At 44.3% G+C, this 14,733-nt stretch carries 6 protein-coding genes and 1 pseudogene; 1 reads left to right on the forward strand and 6 read right to left on the reverse strand.

Features of this window, described 5'->3' with window-relative positions:
* Positions 1-8,102, forward strand: an 8,102-nt coding sequence (locus tag Q4546_RS13525; protein ID WP_303446420.1) for a VCBS domain-containing protein, incomplete at its 5' end; no start/stop codon positions are given.
* Positions 8,103-8,196: 94 nt separating this feature from the next.
* Here Q4546_RS13525 and Q4546_RS13530 read toward each other — a convergent pair.
* From Q4546_RS13530 to Q4546_RS13555, 6 genes and pseudogenes are all read right to left on the reverse strand, one after another.
* Positions 8,197-9,186 carry a lipid A deacylase LpxR family protein gene (locus Q4546_RS13530; protein ID WP_241904054.1) on the reverse strand — a complete coding sequence of 330 codons (990 nt, stop codon included), beginning with the start codon at positions 9,184-9,186 and terminating at the stop codon, positions 8,197-8,199.
* 351 nt (positions 9,187-9,537) lie between these two features.
* The gene (locus tag Q4546_RS13535; RefSeq protein ID WP_303446421.1) at positions 9,538-11,043 is read right to left on the reverse strand and encodes an EAL domain-containing protein; all 1,506 of its coding nucleotides are present in this window, start codon (positions 11,041-11,043) and stop codon (positions 9,538-9,540) included.
* Positions 11,044-11,117: 74 nt separating this feature from the next.
* Positions 11,118-11,345 (reverse strand): annotated as a pseudogene (locus Q4546_RS13540) (pseudouridine synthase); the annotation flags it as partial.
* Between the two features lie 120 nt (positions 11,346-11,465).
* The gene (locus Q4546_RS13545; RefSeq protein WP_303446422.1) at positions 11,466-12,431 is read right to left on the reverse strand and encodes a pseudouridine synthase; all 966 of its coding nucleotides are present in this window, start codon (positions 12,429-12,431) and stop codon (positions 11,466-11,468) included.
* Positions 12,432-12,608: 177 nt separating this feature from the next.
* Positions 12,609-13,211 carry an LON peptidase substrate-binding domain-containing protein gene (locus tag Q4546_RS13550; protein WP_102476537.1) on the reverse strand — a complete coding sequence of 201 codons (603 nt, stop codon included), beginning with the start codon at positions 13,209-13,211 and terminating at the stop codon, positions 12,609-12,611.
* 338 nt (positions 13,212-13,549) lie between these two features.
* Complete coding sequence (locus Q4546_RS13555; RefSeq protein WP_303446423.1) at positions 13,550-14,605, reverse strand: alpha/beta hydrolase; 1,056 nt, start codon at positions 14,603-14,605, stop codon at positions 13,550-13,552.
* Positions 14,606-14,733: the final 128 nt, after the last annotated feature.

A 14,733-nucleotide genomic window follows, 5' to 3' on the forward strand; every position in this document is an offset into this window, starting at 1 on the left:
GTGGACAACTCCGCGTCGATGGTGCACTCACTGTTACTGATGTTGATGCGGGACAAAATCAATTCCAAGCCACCTCATTACAAGGTCAGTTTGGTACTCTATCAATCAATGAATTAGGTCACTGGACCTATACCGCCGATAACTCGCAGCCGAACATTCAAGGCCTTAAAACAGGTGAGTCAGTTACCGATACAGTGTTAGTTCATAGCGTTGACGGCACTGAGCAAAAAATCACTGTGACCATTAACGGTACTGACGACAAAGCGGTGATTGCGGGTGCTTCAACAGCACAATTAACTGAAGATAAAGATGTTCATCAAGGGCAGCTTCGAGTAGATGGTACCCTCACTGTTACTGATGTCGACAACGGTCAAAATCAATTCCAAGCCACCTCACTACAAGGTCAGTTTGGTACTCTATCAATCAATGAGTTAGGTCACTGGACTTACACCGCTGATAACTCACAAACAGCCATTCAAGGTTTAAAAACCGGTGAGTCAGTTACCGATACAGTGTTAGTTCATAGCGTTGATGGCACTGAGCAAAAAATCACTGTGACCATTAACGGCACTGACGACAAAGCGGTGATTGCGGGTACCTCAACCGCCAGCTTAACTGAAGATAAAGACGTGCATGGTGGGCAGCTTCGCGTCGATGGCGCCCTCACTGTTACTGATGTGGATAATGGTCAAAATCAATTTCAAGCCACCTCACTACAAGGTCAGTTTGGTACTCTATCAATCAATGAATTAGGTCACTGGACTTACACCGCTGATAACTCACAAACAGCCATTCAAGGTTTAAAAACCGGTGAGTCAGTTACCGATACAGTGTTAGTTCATAGCGTTGACGGCACTGAGCAAAAAATCACTGTGACCATTAACGGTACTGACGACAAAGCGGTGATTGGCGGTACAAGTTCAGCACAATTAACCGAAGACAAAGACGTCCATCAAGGACAACTGCATGTTGATGGCGCATTAACCGTTACTGATGTTGATAATGGTCAAAATCAATTCCAAGCCACAGTACAACAAGGACAATTTGGCTCACTGGCGTTAAATGAATTAGGTCACTGGACTTATACGGCTGATAATTCACAACCATCTATTCAAAGTTTAAAAACAGGTGAAACGGTAACTGATACCTTAGTCGTTCATTCTATAGATGGCACCGAGCAACAGATCACAGTCACCATCAATGGCACTGACGATAAAGCTGTTATTACTGGAATTTCAACAGGTGACGTTGATGAAGGTCATGGCAGTTTTGGCGATATGTCACCAGATTATGCACAACCTGGTATGGCTAAACTTGGACAAGCTGCATTAACCGCTGATGGCAAGTTAGATATTGTTGACCCTGATACTGGTGAATCACAGTTTGACTCTAAAGGCGGTGCTTGGAACAATTCATACCACGGACAATATGGACATTTATTGTTAAACAGTGATGGAACTTGGCATTATGACGTGACGGTTGGCAGCGTAGATTGGGTCGGCAATAGAAAAACAACTATTGGCTCTACTATAGATAAACTCGGAGAAGGACAAACATTAACTGATACAATCACTATCCAATCAAAAGATGGTACTTCCCACGACATTGTTATTACCATTCATGGTGATAATGACCGCCCTTACTGTTCATCTGAAGTTGTGATTGTAAATGGCAGCGAAGATACCCGCCAAACTCTGACGACAGCACAACTACTTGCCAATACCGTGGACGTCGATAAAAACGATGCCGGTAAACTAACCATTGAAAACCTACACGCCAACCACGGCTCCATTCTAAACAATGGCGATGGCACCTTCACCTTTAGCCCAGAAAAAGACTATAACGGCGATGTCCATTTTAGCTATGACGTCAAAGATGCCCACGGTGGTGTGACCCACACTGGCGCATCAACGACGCTCTCGGCGGTTGGCGATGCTGCCCAAATCGCTGGCGTTGATACTGGTTCAATAACCGAAAGCAGCGCGGGTGTCGACATGTCACCTGACTATGCTCACTCAGGCATAGCCACACTTGGCAATACAACACTCTATGCTGATGGCAAGCTGACCATCACAGACCCCGATGTAGGCGAGTCAGGATTTGAACGCCAAGGCAGCAATGGTTACGACTATCACGGCACCTATGGCGATCTAATCTTACTCACCGATGGCACCTGGCATTACCATGCCGATGCTGGGCATATATCAGGTATAGGTGCTAGACCCACAACGCGTGGCACTGCAATTGACCAACTTGGTGAAGGGCAAAGCTTAACCGATACGATTACAGTCCATTCAAAAGATGGTACAACACACGATATTGTCATCACCATTCACGGCAGTAACGACAGACCTTACTGTTCATCTGAAGTGGTGCTTGCAAATGGCAGTGAAGATACACGCCAAACCTTAACCACCGCGCAACTATTAGCGAATACCGTCGATGTGGATGCCAATGACGCCGGTAAACTAACCATTGAAAACCTGCATGCTGACCATGGCTCTATTCTAAACAATGCCGATGGTACGTTTACGTTTACCCCAGAAAAAGACTACAACGGCGCGGTGCACTTTAGCTATGACGTCAAAGATGCACACGGTGGTGTAACACACACCGGCGCAACCACCAACTTAGCTGCGGTTAACGACAACCCTGATGTGACGCCTTTAACCGACAGTGTCAGTGAGGGGGCCGATAATCATCACACCCTCAATCTGCTAGTAGGTGCCACAGATAAAGAGGGCGACGCTTTAACCATCAGCCACCTTGAATATGCCATCGATGGTCAACTTCAGGCAGGGAAAATCCCCGCAGGTATCACCTTAGATACTGATGGTCATACATTAATTGTTGATGCCACTGATCCCGCATTTAACCATTTGGCCAATGGTCAGTCGCAACAAATCGCTATCACTTATCAAGTAGAAGATGGCCATGGTGGAAGTACGCAACAAACCGCCACGCTTACGATTGCCGGGACAGATGATAAAGCCACACTGGTCTCTAATGTTATTCAATTAACCGAAACGCAAGCGTTAGATAGCCAACATAATGTGTACAGAGGAAATCTCCAGCTTATCGATCCAGATAGTGGCGATAACACACAATTTCTCCATAGTGGTAAATATTTGGCTCAAGGTTTTTCTCCAGGTTATTTTGATGTTTTTCCAGACGGGTCTTATCAATTTAGTTTACAAGGAGCCAACAAACGCTATGCAGATGACCATATTGCTAGTTTGCGAACTGGCGAATCAATGCAGATCCCCTATGAAGTTGAAACCAGTGACGGTCAGAAGCTGACAATCATGGTTAAAGTGATTGGCGAAGATAACCAAGCAAGAATTGAAGTGACGCCATACTCCAGCCTCAATAATCATGTTTACGAAGATCACACCTCCTTCGGCAATACCACCAATCAGCTCAGCAGTGGAGGCACGTTACACGTAATTGACCCCGATCACGATCAAGCCGGTTTTATCGCACAAACCATCACCACCGCCGAAGGTGGTCGGTTCAATATCAACGCACAGGGCCAATGGTCATACGATATTGACAATGATAAAGTCCAACATTTAGGCGCAGGGGAAAGCTTCCAGCAAACCTTTACCGTTGAATCTATCGATGGAAGTGCTAAAAAAGATATCACAGTGACCGTTCATGGCACCAATGATGCGCCAGTTGCGTCAGCTGAAGTACGTTTAGCGAATGGCTTGGAAGATAGCAAAATTGTCCTCACCTCAGCACAGCTTCTGGCTAATACTAGCGATGTTGATGACAACGATATTGGCAAACTATCCATTGAAAACCTACAGGCTGACCATGGTGCTATTGCGTTAAATGCCGATGGCACCTTCACCTTTAGCCCAGAAAAAGACTATAACGGCGATGTCCATTTTAGCTATGACGTCAAAGATGCCCACGGTGGTGTGACCCACACCAGTGCAACCACCAACTTGGCTGCGGTTAACGACAACCCTGATGTGACGCCTTTAACCGACAGTGTCAGTGAGGGGGCCGATAATCATCACACCCTCAATCTGCTATTAGGTGCCACAGATAAAGAGGGCGACGCTTTAACTATCAGTCACCTTGAATATGCCATCGATGGTCAACCTCAGGCAGGGAAAATCCCCGCAGGTATCACCTTAGATGCTGATGGACATACATTGATTGTTGATGCCACTGATCCCGCATTTAACCATTTGGCCAATGGTCAGTCGCAACAACTCGCTATCACTTATCAAGTAGAAGATGGCCATGGTGGAAGTACGCAACAAACCGCCACGCTTACGATTGCCGGGACAGATGATAAAGCCACACTGGTTTCTAATGTCATTCAGCTCACTGAAACACAAGCGCTGGATAGTGAATTTAAATTCTATAGAGGCCAGCTTCAGCTAATTGACCCTGATAGTGGTGATAACACTCAGTTTGTTTTTAGCGGGAAGTATTTAGGCCAAGGGTTTGAGCCTGGTCACCTTGATGTTTGGCCTAATGGCACTTATCAATTCAGATTAGAAGCTGTTACCAATCGTCATGCGGACGATCTCATTGGTAGCCTACATGCTGGCGAGTCGATGGAGCTCCCCTACGAAATCGAAACCAATGATGGTCAAAAGCTCACCATTATGGTGAAGGTGACCGGTGAAGATAACCAAGCAAAAATTGCAGTGACGCCCTACTCGAGCCTCAATAATCATGTTTACGAAGATCACACTTCCTTTGGCAATACCACTAATCAGCTCAGCAGTGGCGGCACGTTACACGTGATTGACCCGGATCACGACCAAGCCGGTTTTATTGCACAAACCATCACCACCGCCGAAGGTGGTCGGTTCAATATCAACGCAAAGGGCCATTGGTCATACTATATTGACAATGATAAAGTCCAACATTTAGGCGCAGGGGAAAGCTTCCAGCAAACCTTTACCGTTGAATCTATCGATGGCAGTGCTAAAAAAGATATCACAGTGACCGTTCATGGCACCAATGATGCGCCAGTTGCCTCGGCTGAAGTGCGTTTAGCAAATGGCTTAGAAGATAGCAAAATTGTCCTCACCCCAGCACTGCTACTTGCTAACACAACTGATATCGATGATAACGATATTGGCAAATTATCCATTGAAAACCTACACGCCGACCATGGTTCGATATTAATTAATGGCGATGGCACCTTTACCTTTACGCCAGAAAAAGACTATAACGGCGATGTCCATTTTAGCTATGACGTTAAGGATGCACACGGTGGTGTGACCCACACAGGAGCTAGCACCACGCTCGCAGCGGTGAACGATTCAGCCCTGATCAATGGCCAGTCACAAGCATCATCGAACGTCGATATCTTCGAAGATGGTGCAACGAGTCGTCTGACGGGGCAGTTAACACTGACAGATGTCGACAGTGGCGAAAATCAGTTTGCCACAATCAGCCAGTTAGCGGGGCAGTATGGTTATCTGTCAATGGATCAGCAAGGCAATTGGTCTTATACCTTAGACAATTCACTCGCTACCACTAATGGTTTGGTTGCCGGGCAAGTTGTGACCGAAAGCTTTACCCTTACCTCACCGGACGGCACTGCTAGCCACACCATCAATGTGCAAATTCATGGCCATGATGACACGCCAAGCGTGAGCGTTAATGAAGGTGGCGCGGTTAAATCTCTCGATTTACTCGGTGGACTGAGCAGTGGCACTGTAAGCCACATGCAATTTTCGACCGACGGTGTTCATTACACTAATCAGGTACCCGATGGCTTTATGCTAGCCGGCGACGGCCATACATTACAGGTCGATCCGGCGCACAATAGCTACAACCATTTGGCCAACGGCATCGCCTTAAAAGTTGACATTAAGTATGAGCTACAACAAGGAGCTGGTAGCAATGTGCAGACATCGCAGCAGCAAGCTCAAGTCGTCGTCACAGGCACCAGTGATCGTCCAATCATCCACAGTTTTAATCCACATTCTCAGCAGAATAACGGCCCCGTTACAGGCAACTTACTGCAGGGGGCTACGGATGTTGATGATGGCGCACAGTTAGTGCTTCATGATGTGCAATTTCAAGACCCAGTAACGCATCACTATGTAACGGTTCAAGCTGGGCAAACTCATAACATTACTGGTGTTGGGGTTATCGCAATTTCAGCCAACGGCGACTACACCTTTACCCCTAACAGTCAATTTAGCGGGCAAGTGCCTAATCTTATCTACCGCGTCACAGACACGAATGGTGATTATGCAGACAATAGTCAGAACAACTTAACTATTCATATAGACCCTTATCAAGCCCCGATCATTATTGCGCCATTAGCAGTCTCGCTGGCCCATGATACCGGCAGCTCGGCCACAGACTTGATCACTCAAGATGGGGCGCTTAGCATCTCAGGTCAAACCGCTGGAATGCAGGTGGAGTATTCCACAGATGGTGGTGCCCATTGGAGCAGCCAATTTACTCCTGTCGAGGGACTTAATCAGCTACAGGTAAGGCAAACTGACAGCGCTGGGCACACATCAAAAGCCACCAGTATTGATTTTACGCTAGACACTAATGTAGCAGCGCCACACATTAGCCTTGACCCTATCACTGCTGATGACGTGCTCAATCAGGCCGAGCTCAGTGGCAGCGTGCCAGTCACTGGTACTGTGGGGAGTGAAGTCAGCGTTGGCGACAATATCACCCTTACACTAGGCACACACACTTACACTGGCGCCGTGGATGCACAACATAGATTCTCAATCGACATCCCAGCCAATCAACTGAGCAGCCACACCAACATTAGCGCATCAGTCACCATAACGGATACAGCAGGAAACAACGCTACTGCGACGGATAATCATCACTACAGCACCGATACTAACGCGGCCATTAGGGTTAACCCAATCACTAGCGACAATATCATTGAAGCCAGCGAACACCAGCAAGCGGTTGATATAACCGGTACAGTATCTGGCGTTGAAGATGGGCAAACGGTTACAGTAACGATTGCGGGTCAGCAACATCAAGCCGTGGTAACTCAAGGCGCTTGGCACACTTCATTAACCGCAGCGGAGGTTCAGGCGCTGCCAGGGGGAACGGTTGATGTCACCGCATCTGTTCAAGATTTAGCGGGTAATTTAGCATCAATACACAGCCCTCTGTTTATTAGCGATAGCGCTAACCCTGTACCCACTTTGAGCTTTAAGACCCCCCCCACACCAACAGGTAGTGGTAGCATTGGCTCACATATCTCAGGCGATCTGGTTGCACCTCCAATAATACAACAGCTCAGCCCTAGTTTATCTGGCGCTGGGTGGGCAATCACTGATGGCCACGGTCATACTTCAACCAGTTTGCAAGGCCAATACGGTACCTTAAGCATCGATCCCGTAACTGGCCACGTGGACTATGTTTATAGGCAAGCTCCGACTGCCGGTAATAAGGCGACAGGCGGCAGCCATTGGGCAGGGCAAACCACTTCAGAAGAACATCATGACGTATTTCAAGTTGTGTATCATGATGCACATGCGTCCAATGTTGATGTCAAAGTGAATGTAGATGTGACTTATGTTCATGGCCACAGTGGTCATAACCAAACCTCTACTCACCTTGTTGGCATGACAATCACACCCGATACATCTGCCGCTCCGCCACCTGCAGCGGACATGAACGACGTACCTGACGACATAATGACTTTTAGCGCAAGCATCACTGAAGATGAACCTTCATTTGATGAGGTGCTAGCGCATATTGGCGCTGATGATGAAAGCAGCCCCGAGCATCCCGAAGGTGCTCATTCACTTAACCAGTCCGGGGCGAGTTCTCCTATTGATCACTATCTACAGATGGTAGGCGTTAGTCATGCTGATATGAATCCAACTCCACAAGCAACAGTAGTGAATGATTTAGCTAATGTGGCGGAAACACTAGCGGCACCTGATGCCGATATGTTAGATGCCAATCAGGTCGACGCTTTTGAAAACCCGTTAGATGATGATAACCATCAGCAGCATAAAGATGAGTTATTGGCAGATTTAAATAACCAACCTGATCAAAGTGATACTAATCAGGCTAATGACGATGATTTGCTACATCAAGCATTAAATGACATGCACAATCAGGTCTAAAAAACTTTAGTCATAATAACTCTGTAATAGACTGAAAAGGCGCACCATGATGAATCATGGTGCGCCTTTTAAACATCGTTTTTTATAACCAGAATTAAAGCACTTTAGTGTAACTAATCACCCCATAGCCATGCCAGTCATCGACATCTGATTGATATTCTTTGCTATAAAAATCAAAGCTCCAACTCACAGACCATGTGGGAAATGCCCATATCACCCCTAAACTTGCTTGCGCTTGTTCATGCTTGATTTCAAGCGATGAGTCATAGGGTAAATCACCATCAATGGTTAAATCATTAAACCGATATCCAGCCTGCACCCTTGCATAAGCCGTCCAGCTACCATCAGAGTTAGCGGAATGAGTATAATTTCCTAAGTGACCAGCCTGACTTGAAAGTTGGCCAAAGGTTTGGTCTAAGTCATCACCCCAACGCAAGGTGAGACCGACACTCGATTGAGAACGAAAATTCCCAGCCATCGAATGATTAAATGCGCTTAAATCCCACTGACTATTTTCAAATGCTTGCTGACGAGTGAGTAAAGCTTCGACTTCATAGGCAAGTTGAAATGTCAGCTGATTCTCTATTTGATAATCCCAGCCACCCGGTTTAGTTGATGAGGTAATTTTATGCACCACTGATTGCAGCATTTCAGCCCCTGACGCAGGTCCCATAACACCAACAGACAACCAATTTTTTTGTGCCAGTGATGGGCTAAACACACCGGTATAGCTTTCTAACTCCAATAGACCTGCATAAGGTCTTTCTTCTGATTGTGGATAGTCATAGGCGATTTCAATTGGGGTCCACATTCGGCTATATAACTGAGCCCCACGGTGTGCTTGCTGTGTTTGTTGGGGGAATAAAAGTGCAGACTGCCATTGAAAGACCGATGCTGCCGCTGAAAAATTGTGTTCTGGCTTTGCATGCCAACCTATGACAAAACCATTGGAGTAATCACCATCTGAGCCGGTAACGATATCATTATCGAAGCTAAAATAAATTTGATCTGCTGTTACGCTAATCGGCGCTAAACTCGCTGATAACAGCAATACACCTGCCGCATTTAGGCTTTTTCTGCTCAATATACCCCCCTTATCAAATACGTCAGTTCACTACGTTAGCTCGACAACGTAAAGTTATCACCAAAATCTAAACATTACTGTCATTAAAATGAGTAAGCGATTTTAGTTTACCTCTTTAGCCTCCCCACTCAATGATCATTAATTAAACAGCCTCGGCAACGGCTTTTATAGTCAGCCCGCTCTACAAAGCATTCCAATTTAAGCAATATTTATGCAATTTACATTTCATTTAGCACAATAAAACGTCAAACATTACCAGATGTAAGTGTTAAATTACTGACAATAAAAAGCCGCGATTCACTCGCGGCTACATACGTTAAAATAAGCACTGGTCGCTAATATCATTCACTGTTAATGGCTGTAACCAGCACAAAAATCATCAAATGATAAAGGTTTAGAGAACACATAGCCTTGAATAGAGTAAACACCATGCTCACTTAAATAAGCCACTTGCTCATGGCTTTCTACACCTTCTGCAATGATGTTTAAATTGGATTTTTGCGCAAATGAAATAATAGCTTCAATGGTTTTCGCATTAAAGTTATCTTGATGACCGATAGTATCAACAAACATTTTGTCAATTTTGAGGGTACTGATCCCTAAATTTTGCACATAGCTAAAACCACCATAACCCGTGCCGGCATCATCTAATTTTAAATCTATGCCGATAGCATAAAACTTATCTAACATTTTACGCGCAGCAACTAAGTCACTAATAGGATGACGCTCAGTGATTTCTAATGAAATGCGATGTTGTTTCAACTCGCCTGATTCAACAACGCCTTTTAGCAATTGATACAAATCATCATTATCTAAATGTTCTGGCACAATATTAACGCTAAAAAATAATGGTTCTCGTGTAACCGCAAGTTGCTTAACATCATTAAAAACATGCGCCAACAACACCTTGGTCATATCAACAATTAAGCCATTGGCTTCTGCGTAAGGAATAAACTGATTCGGTGGCATTAAACTGCCATCTTGCCGTTGCCAACGCATGAGCACTTCTGCGCCAATGACTTTTTGACTGCGAGAATCGACAATAGGCTGATAAAAAGGAATAAACTCAGACCGCTTAATCCCTTGAATAATTTGGCTATGAACAGATTGACTATGGTTAAACCATAAACGGGCGATATACGAGACCCAAGCAGCCAAAATGCTGGAAATGATTAAAACAATCCACCAAGAAAAGTAGGTATATTGCTCATAAAACTCACGATTACCAGATAATTCGAAAGTTGCGTCAAAATAGTCAGTGGTTAAGTTAACCGCCTCACTCACGTAATAATCACCATCAAAGCTTTCAAAACCAAATGTTAAAAAAGGACTCGAATCGAACGATAATCGATATTCTAAACATTTCTCGCAGCTCATCGGAACAAAATAACTCGGCGCTAAAGGGATTAAACTCGCGACGTAAAAAATATCCCCCATATTGCGAATAAGGATCAACTCAAGCTGCTCTTCAGTGGCAGACTCCAATACGCCTAAACTATAGGTTTCACTAATTTGATGATGTTTCACATTGTGAATTTCTCGAATAATCTCATTAGATTCACAATATATATTTAACCCTTTCGTTACGCCAACCCAACGAATAAAGTTTGCATCAAATACAGTGCGCTTTAACTGCGCCTCAGCCTGTGGGGTACACTCGAATGAATCAAAAGTGATTTCGGGTAATGTATTTAATTCTGCCGCACTGGTTTTAATTAAGTGCTCAAACTTATCCGTTAAAATTGCTGCGTCACGGGCAATGACTTGCTTGGCCAAGAAATGATCGACACCACGCAATAAACCAACACTGAGAAGTAATGCAACTAAAAAAATCAGGCAATATGTGATTCGTTCCATGACAGCACCTAAATCCTATAAATTAGTCACAATATAACCTGACTGAGTTTGTTACGGTAGTGTAAATATCTATATTAATTGAAATTTAATTCATCACAGCGCCAATCATTACTTTGCTGTGTAATAGGATCAATAAACTGTAATCGTTGTGCCAATAACTTTAGTGGATTAGCAAAGTTATCAGGTCCTTTCGGTTGTAGCACAGGGTAAAACCTGTCGTTAAGCAATGGCATACCAATGCTTTGCATATGCACTCTTAATTGATGAGTTTTACCTGTAATCGGACTAAGCTCAAACAAACCACTAATAGTGAGTCATTGGTCGACAGTCGTTCGTCACAGCTCATAAAATTCATATATTCAGCGCACTAAACAGTTATCGCTGCGCGTGACTCATGCTGATATAGCATTTAATCAAGCAGGTTAAAGATCAAATTCAGCTTCATAGCCTTCGCAGCTCAGCTGACGCTCAATATGGCTAATCGGGTCAATAAACTGCAGTGATTTAGCAATTAACCGTAACGGTTTTGAAAAATCATCGGCACTCTTTGGCGCTAAAGTAGGATAATTAGTATCGTTTTCTAACGGCATTCCCAACGACATCATGTGTACCCTAAGTTGATGCATTTTCCCGGTGATCGGGCTCAGCTCAAATAAACCTTTATCGCCTTTTATGGCAATAAGGCTAATTTCAGAATGGGTATTGGGCTCACCTTCGGTCACTTTCATTAAAAAGCTTGGGGTTGAGCGCACCATCCTATTTTTAACCGTCCAGTGTATTGGCAAGGTTAATTCACCCGCTTGGGATTGTGCCAATAGTGCCGCTGTTAACAAAGCAATCGCTTGATATTGCTTTGTAATTTTGCCATCACTAAAAAGAGCATGATACGCATGCCTAGACTCAGGGTTAACTGTCATTAGCATGACGCCTGCAGTTGGCCTATCAAGGCGGTGGGCAGGAGTTATAGTGTCAATGCCGGTGGCAATCCTGAGCCTATGGATTAAGCATTCATTAACAAAGTTTCCGCTGGGGGTTACTGGCAAAAAGTGTGGTTTAAACACCAGCATACAATGCTCATCTTGATGCAAAATTTTCTGCACAAAAGGGATCTTAGTTTCAGCCTCAACTTCGCGGTAGTAATACACCCTTGTTGCAGGTCTATAGACAGTATCGACAGTAATTAAGCTGCCATCGGCCCAATGCACTTTGCCGTCCTCAATCCGCTTTAACCACACTTGCGGTGGGATTTGCGCAAAATGCGACACTAAAAATTCCACCACGGTTTTTGGCGCTGTTGAACTTGCTGCTGCATTTTTCGAAGGGTGAGTCAGTTGTGGTAACACCACATAAGAAGGTTGTGCAGCTCTAGCTGAGGTATCAGAAGACATAGTTACAATGATTAGTGACTTACATATCCCGTCAGTATAACGGACATGAGTAATATAAATGAACCTAAGCTTTCCTGTTAACGAGCCACTTGAAGTAAAATCCAGCACAGTTAACCCAAACTTGGCGAGTTAAATGCAATCACAGCGACTTGCTCGTCATTGCTGTAAAGCGGTAACTTAGGCATCTACATGGGACTTTAATAGCTGCAGCACAAAAGCCATAGTCTTGTGGCAATTAGGTTGCTCAACAAGCTGTAATTTATCCTTGTTATACATAGGTAACACTTCTAACCAACGCTGGCTTACCCAGGTGGCATCTTCTAAATGCACCTGATTATATAATTCCAATAAATCTGGGTTTACTTCATAAAATTGCTCTAAAGCGGCACTAATAATTTCAAACTTTTCGCCTATGGGTTCATCTTGCCAATTTTGACAGGCTAATGTGCGCGCAATCCAACTTCCATCCCTTAGTTGCGCCGCAGACAGAATTTTTACCCTTTGGCGACCTTCAATCACAATACTTAATGAGTCATCGTCGAGTTGATGAAAGTCGATAATCTCACACTCTGTTGCTGTGCTATAACATGGCGGACTGCTATTACCTTTACCGCTACTTTTACCGCTACTTTTGCTCGCAGCTAAGGCTAAGCGGTAGTCTCCTTTCAGCACACTAGCAACCATTAACAGCTGATTTGGCGATACCACTCTGATCTCTTGGCGGCCGCCAGGAAGAATAACCGCCTCTTGAATAACCAAGGCCATTTCTAATGTTTTCATAGCAGCCTCCAGACCATAGAAATGCTGATAAATATTCATTTAGGGCTTACACCACAAGGCGCAGCATATTTATATCGCCGATGACAACTAGCTCGCTTCAGCCTATATAATCAACTAGTTGTCACAGATATGAGCAAATTAAGTTTAGTGCTTGATAGTTTATTTGCTAGTCACCATCCGCTTATCATTCTTTTTAATGATAGCTGTAATTAACAAATAACGCAGACTTAAGCGATTAATTATTAGACAGGGTGTTTTACGAAATAGTTTCAAAAAGCGATCAGATAGCGCTTAAGATAACCCTTAAATAGGAGGTTAAAAACAATCAATAAAGCAGCTTAAAGCCGCTCTAAATGACTCATCACCGACTGGTTTTCAATGATGCCGGCAAACTCAATCGCCAGTTGCTCACTGCGCTTAACTGACTCGCGCCAATAAGCGATACGACTGTCGCTATCAAGCTTTTTAAAGTCTTCACGATCAGGAATTTTCTGGTAAGGCAAAGAAGCAATAAACTCTGGGGTCGGCGCCAGGATCAGCGCATTATGATAATGCTTTTTAGCACGGCGCCATTTTAGTGATTTATCGAACCAGCCAGGGCTCATGTAAGGATAAAAGTGCGGATATAAACTTAAGCCTTCTGCGGCAGGTAAAGGTATATCAAAGTGATAATCAGTAATGCCGCCATCGTAATAATGACCGTCACTAACGCCATTGATTTGGGTCACTGGCGAGAGCAGTAATGGAATAGAGCCAGTGGCTAGCAGCACTTGATTGATATTACTGCGAGTTAATTGAGCATGCTCGGTGGGCAGATCGGATAATTGTGAAAAAGGCGATTTAACTTGCTGATGACTAAATACCAGTCTTTCAAAGTGCCAAGCTAAACTGCGACGGCTAACAGCATTAGACACTGCAGTAGCAGCCAGCCCCATTGCTAATTTTCCCTTGGAACGCCCAGCATTTAAATGCTTGGCCTTACACACCACAAAATGACTTTGAATAATACGGTTATTGACTATATCCATGGCGCCATTAGCACCTAATATGCCAGCAATAATTCGCACTACCTGCTCAGTCACCTCTTGACGAGAAGGCACAGTCTCGTAGCGCTGATCGATATAATAGTCTTCAAAGCGATGATAGGCCTCTAACGGATTCTTTTGCGCTAAACAGCTTAAACGCCAGGCTCCAGATGAAGCACCCATGGTATAAAGTGATGCTTGCCTGTCACTAAAAAACTCACTGAACAAGTATTTATCGAGCCCTGCGACGCCAATCCATTTGGGGCCACCTGATGCTGCAAACAATTGAGTAAACATCGACTGCTGTATGCCGTTTTGTTCAATTTGTTCAAATGCCGTTTTGCCTGCTAATAATCGTAATGCTGCCACTTGATATCCTATTCATGTCAACCGCACTATCATCATAACCAACTGATCGCCGCTTTGTCTAAGCTGATTATTTTCACAGCCCTGTATAAATATATCTGTCATGGTGCAGCATGCTAAATTAAGCGATA

Origin of the sequence: Shewanella sp. 4_MG-2023, assembly GCF_030548015.1 — a bacterium.
Lineage (GTDB): Bacteria > Pseudomonadota > Gammaproteobacteria > Enterobacterales > Shewanellaceae > Shewanella.

Bases quoted from the DNA above. Each gene is read 5' to 3' on its own strand.
- Q4546_RS13535 (WP_303446421.1), bottom strand. From the start codon at position 11,043: ATGGAACGAATCACATATTGCCTGATTTTTTTAGTTGCATTACTTCTC.
- Q4546_RS13545 (WP_303446422.1), bottom strand. From the start codon at position 12,431: ATGTCTTCTGATACCTCAGCTAGAGCTGCACAACCTTCTTATGTGGTG.
- Q4546_RS13550 (WP_102476537.1), bottom strand. From the start codon at position 13,211: ATGAAAACATTAGAAATGGCCTTGGTTATTCAAGAGGCGGTTATTCTT.